Source organism: Enterobacter sichuanensis (genome assembly GCF_002939185.1).
Classification (GTDB): domain Bacteria; phylum Pseudomonadota; class Gammaproteobacteria; order Enterobacterales; family Enterobacteriaceae; genus Enterobacter; species Enterobacter sichuanensis.
Genome location: NZ_POVL01000002.1, coordinates 113,818 through 128,492, shown reverse-complemented (window position 1 = coordinate 128,492; position 14,675 = coordinate 113,818). Strand labels below are relative to the sequence as shown.

The window sequence follows — 14,675 nt, the reverse complement described above, 5'->3', positions numbered from 1 at the left end:
AAGCGCCACCGGGCGTTAAGGCGACTCAGTCCTCAAAGAACCAGTACCCGCTGTTGACCAGCGCAGCCAGCATCGCGAGGAAGGACGGGTCCTCCAGCGCGTCGCCAAAGGTCTCGGCGGTCAACACAAGATGGCTGGCAATGGCATCCAGCGCCGGACGGTGCGGGGAGTCCAGCTTCTCGCCGTTGACAAACACATCCTCACCAATGCGCAGCACGCGCAATCCGCCCAGACGTACCAGCTTGTCGCCCTGCTGAAGGGCATCATAAATTTCGTCGGCCTGATACGGCGGCTCTGGCGGCGCAACGTCCAGCTCATGACGAGACTGGCTGATAAACTCACCAAACCACTGTCTGAAATGTTCCGGCTCGTTGATCAGATCCAGCATCATGCCGCGCAGCTTATCGAGCTCCGCAGGCAGGATGTCTGCCGGATGCTCGCGCGCAGGCACACCCGGATCGCTATAACGATAGCTGCCCAGCTCGCGTTGCAGAACGTAATCGGCAAACCCGCTGATCATCTCGCGGCCGCTTGGTGCGCGGAACCCGACGGAGTAGTTAAGTGAGTTTTCCAGGGAATAACCTTCATGAGGGAATCCTGGCGGGATGTAGAGAATATCACCCGGCTCCAGCTCTTCGTCGATAATCCCTTCAAACGGATCAACCTGAAGCAGGTCCGGATGCGGGCAGTGCTGCTTCATGGGCACTTTTTCGCCCACGCGCCAGCGGCGGCGGCCCGTCCCCTGAATAATAAACACGTCGTACTGGTCCAGATGCGGACCCACGCCGCCGCCCGGCACCGAGAACGAGATCATCAAATCGTCCATGCGCCAGTCGGGCAGGGCACGGAACGGACGCATTAATGCGGCCGTCGGCTCGTGCCAGTGGTTGACCGCCTGCACCAGCAGCGACCAGTTGTTTTCGCCGAGATGATCGTAGCTTTCGAAAGGACCGTGGCTGACCTGCCATTTCCCGTCCTGGTGGCTGACCAGGCGGCTGTCGACTTCGTTTTCCATAGCCAGACCGGCCAGCTCATCAGGGGAGATAGGGTCGACAAAATTGCTGAACCCGCGTTTAAGAACCACCGGGCGTTTTTGCCAGTAGCGTTCAATAAACTCGGGCCAGTTAAGTGTTAAGTGATAATCCATATTTTTTTATTCCGCAGGCTCTTACTGACTCGGATTATAACGGAAGCTCGGCCCCCCGGCTGCGAGATCGTCGCATTTTTCACAGAACGGGTTAACTATCGTTCGATGCAGGCTGTTGACGGCCAAAAATGACCTCCATTCTGGCGCCGCCCAGCAAACTTTCGCCGGTTTCGATCTTTCCGTCGTACTGGTCAACAATCTCCCGGGCCACGGCGAGTCCCACACCCTGGCCGGGACGCAACGTATCAGCGCGTTGACCGCGATCGAACACCACATCGCGTTTATTGCGCGGGATCCCCGGGCCATCATCCTCAACGATAATATGCAGTTCGTTATCGGTCTGACGTGCAGACACTTCCACGAACTCCAGACAGTATTTACAGGCGTTATCCAGCAGGTTGCCCATCACTTCCATAAAATCATTTTTCTCACCGACAAAACTTATCTCAGGCGAGATATCGAGGCTGATGTTGACCCCTTTACGCTGATACACCTTGTTGAGGGCGGAAGTGAGGTTATCCAGAAGCGGGGCCACGGGATGCAGTTCGCGGCTCAGCAGCGCGCTTCCTGAACGCATACTGGCGCGGTGCAGATAATAGCCAATTTGCTGGGAGATACGGCTGATCTGTTCCAGCATGACCGGCTCGGCATCATCCACGCTCAGCGTGGAGCTGCGCATGGAACGCAGGGTACTTTGCATGACCGCCAGCGGCGTTTTCAGGCTGTGGGTCAGGTCGGTCAGTGTGGTACGGTACTTATCATAGCGTTCGCGTTCACTTTTCAGCAGGCGGTTGAGGTTACGTACCAGGCTGGTGAGCTCACGGGTGGTTTCCGGATTAAGCTTCTCGCGATGATGTTCCTCCAGCTCGCGAACCTCTTTCGCCAGTGACTCAATAGGCCGCAGGCTCCACCACGCCGCGACCCACAGCAGCGGGATCACCAGCAGCAGATTCGCCGCAAGCACATAGACGAACCAACTCCAGACCATATAGGAGCGCTTAAGCTCGACCGGAATGGTGTCGATCACTACGATGGTCAGCTGCGGCATGTTCAGCGTCGCCGGATAGAGATTAATCGCAACGGAGTGCGTCATCTCGGTTTCGGCATCATCGGCGCGGATCTCATTCAGCTTTTGCTGCAGGGAGCGATCTTCCCGGATCAGGGAGCTGGTGGTATTGAGATCGGCTTCAATTTCATGAAATCCGTTGGTCTTGAGCCACTCCGGCCGAATGCTTTTGACCAGCCAGGGGATATCACGCTGCGCCCAGAGTAGCTTACCCTTTTCGTTATAAATCAGGGCCAGCGTGGGGCTCTGCTGGTTGAGGTTCTCCGGCATCTCGACGGTGATTTTGTTGTTTTCCCACTTCGCCAGGGTATAAAACAAATTGCTTTCGCCACGCAACAGGCGAAAGGTGGTTTTATCAAAGCTGACGCTGTAACCCACCAGCGCGACCATGCCGTAGGAGAGCGACAGCACCAGCACGACGGCAGCCGTTGCCAGTAAAAAACGTACCCGCAGCGACAGGGGCAAAATATGGCGCAAGATCCGTCTCATTTAGCGTAGTTCGAACAGATAGCCCTGGCCACGGACGGTAGTAATGACGTCCTGCGGATACTGTGCCTGAATTTTCTTACGTAAACGTCCCATCAGCACATCAATGGTATGGCTCTCGCGCAGTTCGGCATCAGGATAGAGCTGAAGCATTAAGGAATCTTTACTCACTACCTTGCCGCTGTTACGGATCAGCGTTTCCATAATGGTGTATTCGAAGGCGGTTAGCTTGATCACTTCATCGTTGATCGCTAATTCCCGACGGGAGAGGTCAACCTGGAAAGGCGGGATGGAGATAACCTGTGAAGCCAGTCCGCTGTTACGGCGTAGCAGGGCCTGCATGCGGGCCGCCACCTCTTCAATATGAAACGGTTTGGTAACGTAATCATCTGCTCCCGCGCTGAGCACCTCGACTTTATCCTGCCAGCCTTCACGGGCGGTCAGAACCAGAACCGGCAGGGAAACATCATGGCTGCGCCAGCGACGAATCAACGAGAGGCCGTCTTCATCGGGCAACCCTAAATCGACAATGGCGATATCCGGCAGGTGTTCATTGAGATAATAATCGGCTTCTTTTGCATCTTCAGCATCGTCCACCTGATGTCCCATCTCCTGAAGCTGAACCTTCAGGTGATGACGTAGCAATGCGTTATCCTCAACAACCAGTACGCGCATCATCTTTTCTCCCAGAATGAATAGTATGAATAGTTTAACGCTGATTATGTTGCTGTGGGGATAAACATTGAGTAAACCGGGGAAAAGCAACCCCCTTTCCGGGCGGAAAGGGGGGAAGGGAGATTACTTAAGCTCGTCGACCATGGTGATAGCGCGGCCAATGTAGTTCGCCGGGGTCATCGCTTTCAGGCGCGTTTTCTCGTCTTCAGGCAGGGCCAGACCGTCGATAAACTGCTTCATGCCTTCGGCGTCAACGCGTTTGCCGCGGGTCAGCTCTTTCAGTTTCTCGTACGGTTTTTCGATGCCGTAACGACGCATGACGGTCTGAATCGGCTCTGCCAGCACTTCCCAGTTGTGATCCAGCTCGTCCAGCAGACGATCGCGGTTCACTTCCAGTTTGCTCACGCCTTTCAGGGTGGACTGGTAAGCGATCAGCGCGTAGCCAATGCCCACGCCCAGGTTACGCAGTACGGTGGAGTCGGTCAGGTCGCGTTGCCAGCGGGATACCGGCAGTTTGCTGGCCATATGCTGCAGCACGGCATTCGCCAGACCCAGGTTGCCTTCGGAGTTTTCGAAGTCGATAGGGTTCACTTTGTGCGGCATGGTTGACGAGCCGATTTCACCGGCGATGGTTTTCTGTTTGAAGTGGTTCAGCGCGATGTAGCCCCACACGTCACGATCGAAGTCGATCAGAATGGTGTTGAAGCGTGCGATGCAGTCAAACAGCTCCGCAATATAGTCATGCGGCTCAATCTGGGTGGTGTACGGGTTCCACTGAATGCCCAGCGAGGTCACGAACTCTTCGCTGAACTGGTGCCAGTCCACTTCCGGGTACGCGGCGATGTGGGCGTTATAGTTACCGACCGCACCGTTGATTTTGCCGAGGATCTCAACCTGCTCCAGCTGACGATACTGGCGCTCCATACGGTACGCCACGTTCGCCATCTCTTTACCCATTGTGGAGGGGGTAGCTGGCTGACCGTGGGTACGGGAAAGCAGCGGGATGTCGCGGTATTCCACAGACAGCGCTTTCACCGCGTCGATGATTTTACGCCAGTATGGCAGCACCACCTCTTTACGTGCGGTGGAGAGCATCAGGGCGTGGGACAGGTTGTTGATGTCTTCTGAGGTACAGGCGAAGTGAATGAACTCAGACACGGCGTGCAGCGCAGGAACGCTTTCCACTTTCTCTTTCAGGAAATACTCAACCGCTTTTACGTCGTGGTTGGTGGTGCGCTCAATGGTTTTAATGCGCGCAGCATCTTCTTCGTTGAAGTCAGCGACGATTTTATCAAGGTAATCGTTTGCCTGGGCGTCAAAAGCAGGAACTTCCTTGATTGCTGCCTGGGCGGCCAGCTTTTGCAGCCAGCGTACTTCAACCTGAACACGGAACTTCAGCAAACCATATTCGCTGAAGATCCCGCGCAGCGCGCTGACTTTATCGCCGTAGCGTCCATCGACAGGGGATACGGCGGTCAGTGAGGATAATTCCATAATTCGCAACTCCGGGAGGTTAACAATGAGCAAGAATTTGTTTTGCCTGAGTGGTCAGGCGATTACGAGAAAACATTAACTGCAGGCGGCCACCGCCAACCTGGTGCCACAGCACGGCGGCACGGATCCCTGCCAGCAGGGAGGCGCGTACTTTTGCCTGTACCTGTGGGCTTTGCAGCACAGCAGGGGAGCCGGTGACCTGAATACGCGGGCCGAGCGGGCTGATGACATCGACATAAATGCCGGCCATGGCGCTCAGCAGCGTGTCGGACTGCAGGTCAAAATGGTCGAGCTGACGCTGTAACCCGGCTATCCGATCGCCCAGGGTATTGAGCGCGCCTTTTGCCGCGCTCAGTTTACGCTCCAGCACCATCAGGCTTAACGTGTAGCGGGTCAGCTCTGCGTTTAACCCCTGACGGCTACTGGCGTTGAGCACGCCAAGCAGGGTTTCAAGACCGAGACGAAGATTGGTTTCACTGCCGCCGAACACACCCAGGGTAGAGCCGGGATTGAGGTCGATAACGCTGTTGAGTGAAACGTGCAGGGCATCAGCGTCGCAATGACCCTGATGTGCCAGCTGTTGCACCAGACGGGCTGACTGGCAAATTCCCGCCAGTGCCAGGGTGATGTCATAGTAGTTCTTCGCCACACGGTCTCCTTTATGTGTGCAATCGTGTTAAACAGCGGGCAGCGGCAGGCGCTGTTCAATAATCCCGCCGCCCAGGCAGATTTCGCCGCTGTAGAAGACAGCTGACTGACCCGGGGTGACGGCGGCAACCGGCTCGTCGAAACGCACATCAATGCGATCGTCATCAAGCGCAGTCACGGTGCAGGGAATATCGGTCTGACGGTAACGTGTTTTCACCGTGCAGCGCAGTGTGCCTTTTAACGGCTCACGATCGACCCAGTGCAGCTGTTGCGCGATAAGGCCAACGGACATCAGACGCGGATGGTCGTGTCCCTGGGCCACAACCAGAATATTGTTTTCGACATCTTTGTCGACAACGTACCACGGATCTTCGCTACCCTCTTTGGTCCCGCCGATACCCAGGCCTTTACGCTGGCCGAGCGTGTGGTACATCAGCCCCTGGTGTTGGCCAATTTCGTCGCCATCGACGGTGACAATTTTGCCAGGCTGTGCCGGCAGGTAACGACCGAGGAAATCACGGAACTTGCGCTCGCCGATGAAGCAGATGCCGGTAGAATCTTTTTTCTTCGCGGTGATCAGATCCAGCTCTTCCGCGATTTTACGCACCTGCGGCTTTTCCAGCTCGCCAACCGGGAACAGGCTCTGGGCGATTTGCTCGTGGCTCAGCGTATAGAGGAAGTAGCTCTGATCTTTGTTGCCGTCCAGACCGCGCAGCAGCTGGCTTTTGCCATTCACATCTGCGCGACGCACGTAGTGACCGGTCGCAATGTAGTCTGCGCCCAGATCTTCTGCGGCGAATTCCAGGAAGGCTTTAAATTTGATCTCTTTGTTGCACAGAATATCCGGGTTTGGCGTACGTCCGGCTTTGTACTCTTCGAGGAACAGTTCAAAAACGTTGTCCCAGTATTCTGCGGCAAAGTTAACGGTGTGCAGTTCAATGCCGAGCTTATCGCACACGGCCTGCGCATCGGCGAGATCCGCTGCGGCAGTGCAGTATTCCTCGCCATCATCTTCCTCCCAGTTCTTCATGAACAGGCCCTCCACCTTATAGCCCTGTTGCTGTAACAGGTAGGCGGAAACGGAGGAATCGACACCGCCGGACATGCCGACGATTACTTTTTTCTGGCTGTTATCTGACATGGAATACTCACGACATTGAACTTCAAGGCGGCGTATTCTATCACGCCCCCCCACCATTGACACCCTCTGTAAACGGCCAGTTAAATGCGCCGATGACATCCAGCGGTAAGCGACCGGCAGATTGCCAGCAGCGAATGCTTTCCGCAACCAGCGGCGAGCGCAGGTTTGGCGCGTTCAGGATCTCGTCGGCGGTGACCCACAGGCAGCGGTCGATATCGTCATCCTGCGGTTCAGTGGCGCACGTTTCGCTAAGCTCAACGGCAAACAAAAAACGCAGGAACGGGGTGCTGTCGGGCGCAATCCACTGGTGCATACGGATGAAATGCTGGGGCTCAGCGTGAATACCGGTCTCTTCCCACAGCTCGCGTTTCGCCGCCTGCAGCAGGGTCTCATTGGCTTCAAGGTGTCCGGCAGGCTGATTCCACAGCGCTTTGCCGTTAATGCTCTCTTCTACCACAAGGAATTTCCCCTGGGCGTGGACCACACAGGCAACCGTGACATGAGGTTTAAACATAGTGACTCCTTAAGAGGTAACGTCCCGCCATTCACCGTTGGCGAGCGTTTCCAGCGTGTAGTTGCCCATGGCGTAGCGGATCAGGCGCAGGGTCGGAAAGCCAACGTGTGCGGTCATGCGCCGAACCTGACGGTTGCGGCCTTCATAAAGGGTGATTTTGAGCCAGCTGGTCGGAATCGATTTGCGTTCGCGGATAGGCGGGTTGCGCGGCCACAGCCACGCCGGTTCATTCACGCGCTCAATACCTGCGGGCAGGGTGGGGCCATCGTTCAGCGTGACGCCTTTGCGTAATGTTTCCAGCGTCTCGTCATCCGGCTCGCCTTCCACCTGGACGAAGTAAATTTTTCCGGTGCGTTTCCCGGGCTGGGTGAGCTTCGCCTGCAGCGCACCGTCGTTGGTTAAGACCAGCAGGCCTTCGCTGTCACGGTCAAGACGACCGGCCGCGTAGACCCCCTGAACAGGAATGTAGTCCTTCAACGTGCTGCGCCCGGCTTCGTCGGTAAATTGCGGCAAAACATCGTAGGGTTTATTGAACAAAATCACCCGCTTCGGCTGGGTTTGTTGCGGTCTTCTGGCGGCTTGTCGCGAGCTGAATCGCTCAACCCGGTGTTTTGTAAAAGAAGTTTTCTTCATGGTATTTTCAGGCGTTATCAATTGCCGCATTATAGCCTAATAACGAAGACCTTTCATGGCGTCGGACAATCAGGTACTATCGAAGGGCTCATTACAATTTATTAACATAAGATCAGTAACAACCAGAAGCGCTCGAAGGAGAGGTTAATGGAAAGCAAAGTAGTTGTTCCGGCGGAAGGTAAAAAGATCACCCTGCAAAACGGCAAGATTAACGTTCCTCACAATCCGATTATCCCGTTCATCGAAGGTGACGGTATCGGTGTAGACGTTACCCCGGCAATGCTGAAGGTGGTTGATGCCGCTGTTGAGAAAGCCTACAAAGGCGAGCGTAAAATTTCCTGGATGGAAATTTACACCGGTGAGAAATCGACTCAAGTTTATGGCCAGGACGTCTGGCTGCCAGCTGAAACGCTGGAGCTGATCCGCGAATACCGCGTTGCTATCAAAGGCCCACTGACGACGCCAGTTGGCGGCGGTATCCGTTCCCTGAACGTGGCACTGCGTCAGGAGCTGGACCTGTACGTCTGTCTGCGTCCGGTTCGTTACTATCAGGGCACCCCAAGCCCGGTTAAGCACCCAGAACTGACCGATATGGTTATCTTCCGCGAAAACTCAGAAGACATCTACGCCGGTATCGAATGGAAAGCTGACTCTGCAGACGCAGAAAAAGTGATTAAATTCCTGCGCGAAGAGATGGGCGTGAAGAAAATTCGCTTCCCTGAGCATTGCGGTATCGGCATTAAGCCGTGCTCCGAAGAAGGGACCAAGCGTCTGGTGCGTGCGGCCATTGAATACGCGATCACCAACGACCGTGACTCTGTGACCCTGGTTCACAAAGGCAACATCATGAAGTTCACCGAAGGCGCGTTCAAAGACTGGGGCTACCAGTTGGCGAAAGAAGAGTTCGGCGGCGAGCTGATCGACGGCGGCCCATGGCAGAAAATCAAGAACCCGAACACCGGCAAAGAGATCATCATTAAAGATGTGATCGCCGATGCGTTCCTGCAGCAGATCCTGCTGCGTCCAGCGGAATACGACGTGATCGCCTGTATGAACCTGAACGGTGACTACATCTCTGACGCCCTGGCCGCTCAGGTTGGCGGTATCGGTATCGCCCCTGGCGCGAACATCGGTGACGAGTGCGCCCTGTTCGAAGCGACCCACGGTACTGCGCCAAAATACGCAGGTCAGGACAAAGTGAACCCAGGCTCGATCATCCTGTCCGCAGAGATGATGCTGCGCCATATGGAATGGTTCGAAGCCGCAGACCTGATCGTTAAAGGGATGGAAGGCGCGATCAACGCGAAAACCGTAACGTACGACTTCGAACGTCTGATGGAAGGCGCTAAGCTGCTGAAATGTTCAGAGTTTGGCGACGCGATTATCGCGAACATGTAATCCAGATTCTGGGTTAACCTGTAACGGGAGCCTGAGGGTTCCCGTTTTTTTTGCCTCTGCCTGTGGGAGACAACACGATGTTAGCCACCGTCCTTATCACGGTTGTTGCGTTAATTCACCTCTATATTCTGGTGCTGGAGATGTTCCTGTGGAATACCAAAACAGGTCATAAGGCCTTTAATCTGCGTCCCGACTTTGCGCGCGACACCCGCGTGCTGGCCGCAAATCAGGGGCTGTATAACGGTTTTCTGGCGGCGGGGTTGCTCTGGAGCCTCTGGCTTGGCGAAAAAGGTATTCCGGTGGCGATCTTCTTCCTGGTCTGCGTGTTGATTGCCGGACTATTCGGCGCAGTCACCGCCAGCAGAAAAATTCTCTATGTGCAGGCCATGCCCGCGCTCGCAGCGCTGCTTGCGTTACTCCTCTGAAGCAAGGCTTTGGTTGCGGGAAGGCGTCCGATATACTGATGCCTTTACCCTTACTGGTTAGAGACGAGACTGTTATGAACAACACTATCCCACTGAAATATTATGACATTGCCGAGGAATACGCGTCGGAAGCGGCAAAGCAGGTCGCAGAGTCTGAGCATGATGCGCTGGCACATTATTTCCAGCTGCTGCTCCCCGTTTAGCGAATAATGAGGAGATAAGCGAGGACGCTCAGCAAGAGATGGCCGCAGAGGCCGGGATCCGCGCTACCCGCATTGATGATATTGCGAATTTCCTCAATCAGTGGGGAAATGAATAACCTGCCTCAAACACCCTTATGCTGATGCTTTGCCTGACCGCTCGGCATCACGCTATCGGACCACAGTCATTTATTCCGCAGAACATGCGACGCCGGTGAGTCGCTTTGCCAGCTCACTGCGGGTGAGTGATTTAGAAAAGTACCATCCCTGGATCAGCGCATCGGGATATCTGTCGGCAATGAAGCGATACTGTATTTCATTTTCCACCCCTTCAAATACCAGGGTTTTATTCAGTTTTGCCAGCGCGTCGCTAAAGATCACAAAGATATTTTGCTTATAATGCTCGCTGATGCCATCAACCAGCGACTTATCGATTTTGATCTCATCATATTCGAGCAGCGACAGTCTGGCGAGGTTGGAATTTTGCACGCCAAAATCATCGATTGATATTTTAACGCCGAGCGCTTTAAGCTCCTGACAAAATCCCTCGAGAATATCGGCGCTGGAAACGGCTTTTTCAGAGAGCTCAACCTTTACCAGGGAGAGGGGAAGGTGATTGGCCAAACAGACTCGCTGCAAAACGTGAATAAACTGGCCGTCTTCAATTTCCTTGCGTCCAACATTAAGTGAGACAATCAGCCGATGTTTATTCGCCAGCGGAGCGATTTCAGAGATCGATTTTTCGATAATGTTACAATAATATTTTTTATAGAGACCAATCTTCTTAATTAATGGAATGAAAAGCTCCGGGGAGACATCCCCTTGTTTTTGATCGCGCCATCTCGACAGTACTTCTACGCCCACTATTTTTTGATCGTGAATGCGAATAATCGGCTGATAGTTAACGCTGATGGTGTTCGTTAACACGGCTTTAATCAGCGTGCGTTCCAGCGAAAAACGATCTTCATAGAGACGGAAGATAAAGAGAGTTATCGCGACCCAAATAAAATATAAAATGACAGCCAGAAGCGCAAAGATAAACGGGGGTAACGAGGCCAACCCTGCGTCGTGATGCGTCACAATGACACACAGGTCCCAGAAGGCGCTGCACCGGGTAAGGGTCAGGGTAAACAACGTCGAATGCAGCCAGCTCTGCTGCGTTAACTCAGGGGCGGTAGTAAAAAACGTTCTGCCGAGGTCTTTGGTGGTGGCGCTCAGCGAATAGCTTGCCGTAACCGGGGTGAATTTATCGTAAGCATAGCGGGAGGTGAAAATAATAATATTGTTATAAATTGCCGCGTTGCCCGTGAAAAAATCTTTTCTGGAAAACTGCGCCAGCAGAAAGCCTCTCGGCGTTTTATGCAGTTCTGTGGGAAGTGCAACGGGCGTGGCAAGTTTTCCCCAAAACGCGGTACAGACTATTTTTCCATTTTCAATAAAACCGATATCACCGAAATAGAGGCTATCCAGCTTTATTTGTCTGTAGCTATCGAGACTGGATTTATCGCACCCTTGTGTCGTAATACTTTTCAGGGCCAGCGCTACGCTTTGGGAGAGATCTTCTGAATAACGTAAGAGGGTATGGGATATTTCACGCTGTTTGCTCTTCTGTTGACCCACGATAACAGCATTGACCGCATAAAGAGAGAGGAGGACCAGAAGCGTTGAAACGATAGCAACGGCAATCATTTTTTTCATTTTCCAGCGATCCTGTCCACTCCCTGATTGCTCAAATATTAACACAGCCAGGGCAAGGCACAAGCCCGACAGTCGCAGCCTGTGAGCGCTATCAGGCGGATGAACTCATACGAAAGCATCAGTTTTTTAAGATAAATCTCAGCTAAGCTTTTTTTATTGCTATTTAGGTACGCCAGGTTTGCCACAGACTTTTCTTCAGAACTTCCATGCTTGTTTTTTCTAGTAAGGAAAACATCGTGCGCAACGTAACGATCGCTATTGTCAGTACTCTTTTTCTCTTTCTGAGCGGTATTGTGATCGTTAACGGGCAGTTGGCGAAACAGAATAATATTCATACCGCGACAGCCGTCAGTGCGACTCAGGTCTGTACCCGTAGCGGACAACGGGTGTCAGGGACAGAGGCCGCATTAAAACCGCATCAGCGTGTCGTCATGATCCTGCAGCAGGGATGGCGTCTGATATTGCTCATTCTCGCGCTGTCCGTGACGGTGGGCATTTTAATCCACCGCTACAAGGGAAAAAGCACCTCCATTGAAGACGATCTGCGTAAGGCCATTTTGCAGGGGGAGATTGTTCCCTATTATCAGCCCATCGTAAATGGTGATACCGGCGGATTGTACGGTGTGGAAGTCCTGGCCCGATGGAAACATCCGAAATCAGGCTTTATCCCGCCGGATGTCTTTATCCCGATTGCTGAACGTAGCGGTTTGATTATCCCGCTGACCAAAGGGTTAATGGCGAAAGTGGTTACTCAGCTTAAGCCGCTGTTGTCGAAACTGCCGGACGGCTTTCATATTGGGGTGAACATCAGCGCCAGGCACATCGATGCTCCTTCTTTCATCGGCGATTGCCGCGTGTTCGGCAAAGGGTTTCAGGGGAAAGAAGTCAAACTGGTGCTCGAGGTAACCGAGCGTGAGCCGCTGGTCGATAATCCTCACCTGGTGGAAAATCTCAATCTGCTGCATAAGGCCGGTTTTGTCATTGCCCTGGATGATTTTGGTACGGGCTATTCCGGACTGTCGTGCCTTAATGCGCTTGCCATTGATTACATTAAAATTGATAAGAGTTTTGTGAACCGGGTGTCAGAGGAGAAGGACTCCACGATCCTGCTGGACTGCGTTATTGATCTCGCGAAAAAACTCTCATTGCGTATTGTGGCGGAAGGTGTAGAAACGAAGGAGCAACTGGAGTATCTCAACCGTAATGAGATTACCCTGTTACAGGGATATTATTTTGGTAAACCCGTCTCCTATATAGACTTTATTAAAGTCATTTTATCTAAGCCCAGGGAGGCCGTAAGTCTGTAAAAACCTCGCCCTTTGCAGTGCGCCTGGAATAAGGCGGTCGCCAGGCGGTGAAAAAAGAAATAAAGACGAGCTTCTGTTGTATGCTTAAGTGCAATTCATTTTCCTCTTATCCTGAGCTTTGTTACAGTGACAAGAGTTGTCAGCCAGGGACGTCAGGCGTGATAAGGTGGAATAGCTCGTGCATGTGAAAAATACTTTTTACACAACAACCATTACCGTCATCATTGTCTCCTTGATCATCTCGTTGTCGCTTGCGGTCCAAATTGCCACGTCCAGACAGCAGTCAATCCAGCAAATTAATACCAGCGTCGCCAACCTGAGCCATACCCTTGATGTCTACACCGAGGGGATCATGCGCCAGAGTGAAATGTTAATTACTACCGTTTCCGACATGATCGAAATTTATGGCATGACCGCGCAACAGGCGATCAATATTCAGCGGATGATAAACGATCAGGATAATCTTCTTACCCAGATTAATAATGTGGTTGTTTACAATGCACAGGGCGATATCTTTACCGCATTGCACGAAAGTTTTACCGGGCCGCGTAAAGGCTCGGACAGAGAATTTTTTATCTACCATAAGGAAAATAAAAATCAGCAGATTTTTATTGGTGAGCCGGTGGTAAGCAGAACCAATGGTAAATGGGTGATCACCATCAGTCGGCGCCTTGAAACCCCCTCCGGGGCTTTTAACGGTGTCGTGGTGGTCACGCTGGGTATCGAGAATTTTCTCGCGCTGTACGGACAGATTAATATCGGTCACTCGGGGGTGATTGGCTTAACGACACAATCTGGCGTGCTACTGGTCCGTTATCCTTTTAAAAATACCTATATCGGCACCATTGTTTCTGACTCACCCCTCTTCAGGAAATACCTCAAGGTACAAAATACAGGGATAGCCAGCTCCATCTCGCGGTTTGATAAAATCGAGCGCATTTATGCCTATGAGAAAAACAAACGCTACGGGCTGGTCACCACCGTGGCCGTCAGCATTGATGAAGCTCTCTCTGCCTGGCGCAAACAGGCCATTCAGCTGGCGGTACTGATTTTCGTTTTCGCGGCGATACTCATCGTTGCGTCATGGTTCCTCTATTCCGACTTGTCCCGAAAAGCGCGGGATAATAAAGCGCTAAAAATTATCGCCTCTGAGGATGCGCTGACCGGGCTGTACAACCGCCGCATCTTTGATGAAAGGATCCTCTCGGAAATCGCGCGGTGTGCTGCCCATGACACGCCGATATCGATGCTCCTTGTGGATATGGATTACTTTAAAAAATACAATGATAACTACGGTCATCCGGAAGGGGACCGGTGCCTGGCACTGCTGGGTAACAGTCTTCGTGAGAGCCTGACCCGTGATAACCAGACTGTGGCGCGATATGGCGGAGAGGAATTCGCTCTGATATTACCTGATACGGATATTCAGGAGGCGCTTCGTCTGGCGCAGACCATTATTCGCAATGTCTATTCCCTGCAAATCGATCATGCTTTTAGCCCCTTCAGGCGGGTTACGGTCAGCGTCGGGATTTCCACCGCGCGCGCCGTCGACATCGCAGGCAGCCAGCAGAACCTGATTATTGCCGCTGACCAGGCGCTCTACCAGGCAAAACGCGCCGGACGTAATCGTTATGCGTTTGTCGGGCTATGAGCAAAAAAAAGCCCACTCAGGAGTGGGCAAGAAATACTGGAAGCAATGTGAGCAATGTCGTACTGAATACCTGAGTGTTTCTCTCAACTATTCAGTGTTGAGAAAGATAATCTTTCTCAACAAAAGATGCAACCCTACATTTCATGTGGCGCGATCTGTCCGCTGGCTAATCGTTACGCACTCTCTCGTTGT

The 14,675-nt window shown here is 52.9% G+C and carries 13 protein-coding genes and 1 pseudogene; 5 read left to right on the top strand and 9 right to left on the bottom strand.

Features of this window, described 5'->3' with window-relative positions; translation table 11 throughout:
- Positions 1 to 25: 25 nt before the first annotated feature.
- The 8 genes from C5687_RS01705 to rluE form a co-directional block, all read right to left on the bottom strand.
- Entirely contained in the window at positions 26 to 1,147 is a 1,122-nt protein-coding gene (locus C5687_RS01705) for a ribosomal protein uL16 3-hydroxylase (RefSeq protein WP_104556300.1), read from the bottom strand.
- Between the two features lie 91 nt (positions 1,148 to 1,238).
- Positions 1,239 to 2,702, bottom strand: a complete 1,464-nt coding sequence (gene phoQ, locus C5687_RS01700; RefSeq protein WP_025758178.1) for a two-component system sensor histidine kinase PhoQ — start codon at positions 2,700 to 2,702, stop codon at positions 1,239 to 1,241.
- The gene (phoP, locus tag C5687_RS01695) at positions 2,703 to 3,374 is read right to left on the bottom strand and encodes a two-component system response regulator PhoP (RefSeq protein ID WP_045285019.1); all 672 of its coding nucleotides are present in this window, start codon (positions 3,372 to 3,374) and stop codon (positions 2,703 to 2,705) included.
- Between the two features lie 123 nt (positions 3,375 to 3,497).
- Positions 3,498 to 4,868: an adenylosuccinate lyase gene (purB, locus tag C5687_RS01690; RefSeq protein ID WP_094918927.1), complete on the bottom strand. Its 1,371-nt coding sequence runs from the start codon at positions 4,866 to 4,868 to the stop codon at positions 3,498 to 3,500.
- 19 nt (positions 4,869 to 4,887) lie between these two features.
- Complete coding sequence (hflD, locus tag C5687_RS01685) at positions 4,888 to 5,517, bottom strand: high frequency lysogenization protein HflD (RefSeq protein ID WP_008500756.1); 630 nt, start codon at positions 5,515 to 5,517, stop codon at positions 4,888 to 4,890.
- 27 nt (positions 5,518 to 5,544) lie between these two features.
- The gene (gene mnmA, locus C5687_RS01680; protein ID WP_045284972.1) at positions 5,545 to 6,657 is read right to left on the bottom strand and encodes a tRNA 2-thiouridine(34) synthase MnmA; all 1,113 of its coding nucleotides are present in this window, start codon (positions 6,655 to 6,657) and stop codon (positions 5,545 to 5,547) included.
- A 40-nt stretch (positions 6,658 to 6,697) separates the two neighbouring features.
- Entirely contained in the window at positions 6,698 to 7,171 is a 474-nt protein-coding gene (locus C5687_RS01675; protein WP_059385735.1) for an NUDIX hydrolase, read from the bottom strand.
- A gap of 9 nt (positions 7,172 to 7,180) precedes the next feature.
- Entirely contained in the window at positions 7,181 to 7,834 is a 654-nt protein-coding gene (rluE, locus tag C5687_RS01670) for a 23S rRNA pseudouridine(2457) synthase RluE (RefSeq protein WP_045284970.1), read from the bottom strand.
- A 117-nt stretch (positions 7,835 to 7,951) separates the two neighbouring features.
- Between rluE and icd the strand changes: the two genes are divergently transcribed.
- The 3 genes and pseudogenes from icd (at position 7,952) to C5687_RS01655 (ending at position 9,946) form a co-directional block, all read left to right on the top strand.
- Complete coding sequence (icd, locus tag C5687_RS01665; RefSeq protein ID WP_104556299.1) at positions 7,952 to 9,202, top strand: NADP-dependent isocitrate dehydrogenase; 1,251 nt, start codon at positions 7,952 to 7,954, stop codon at positions 9,200 to 9,202.
- A 77-nt stretch (positions 9,203 to 9,279) separates the two neighbouring features.
- Positions 9,280 to 9,627: a DUF1304 domain-containing protein gene (locus tag C5687_RS01660; protein ID WP_104556298.1), complete on the top strand. Its 348-nt coding sequence runs from the start codon at positions 9,280 to 9,282 to the stop codon at positions 9,625 to 9,627.
- A gap of 74 nt (positions 9,628 to 9,701) precedes the next feature.
- Positions 9,702 to 9,946 (top strand): annotated as a pseudogene (locus C5687_RS01655) (DUF2543 family protein).
- 70 nt (positions 9,947 to 10,016) lie between these two features.
- On the opposite strand, the gene C5687_RS01650 reads toward C5687_RS01655, so the two are convergent.
- Positions 10,017 to 11,525: an EAL domain-containing protein gene (locus C5687_RS01650; RefSeq protein WP_104556297.1), complete on the bottom strand. Its 1,509-nt coding sequence runs from the start codon at positions 11,523 to 11,525 to the stop codon at positions 10,017 to 10,019.
- 236 nt (positions 11,526 to 11,761) lie between these two features.
- Here C5687_RS01650 and C5687_RS01645 point away from each other — a divergent pair, with 236 nt between their 5' ends.
- Both C5687_RS01645 and C5687_RS01640 read left to right on the top strand, forming a co-directional pair.
- Positions 11,762 to 12,832: an EAL domain-containing protein gene (locus C5687_RS01645; RefSeq protein ID WP_104556296.1), complete on the top strand. Its 1,071-nt coding sequence runs from the start codon at positions 11,762 to 11,764 to the stop codon at positions 12,830 to 12,832.
- 178 nt (positions 12,833 to 13,010) lie between these two features.
- Entirely contained in the window at positions 13,011 to 14,483 is a 1,473-nt protein-coding gene (locus tag C5687_RS01640) for a sensor domain-containing diguanylate cyclase (RefSeq protein ID WP_104556295.1), read from the top strand.
- Positions 14,484 to 14,675 lie beyond the last annotated feature (192 nt).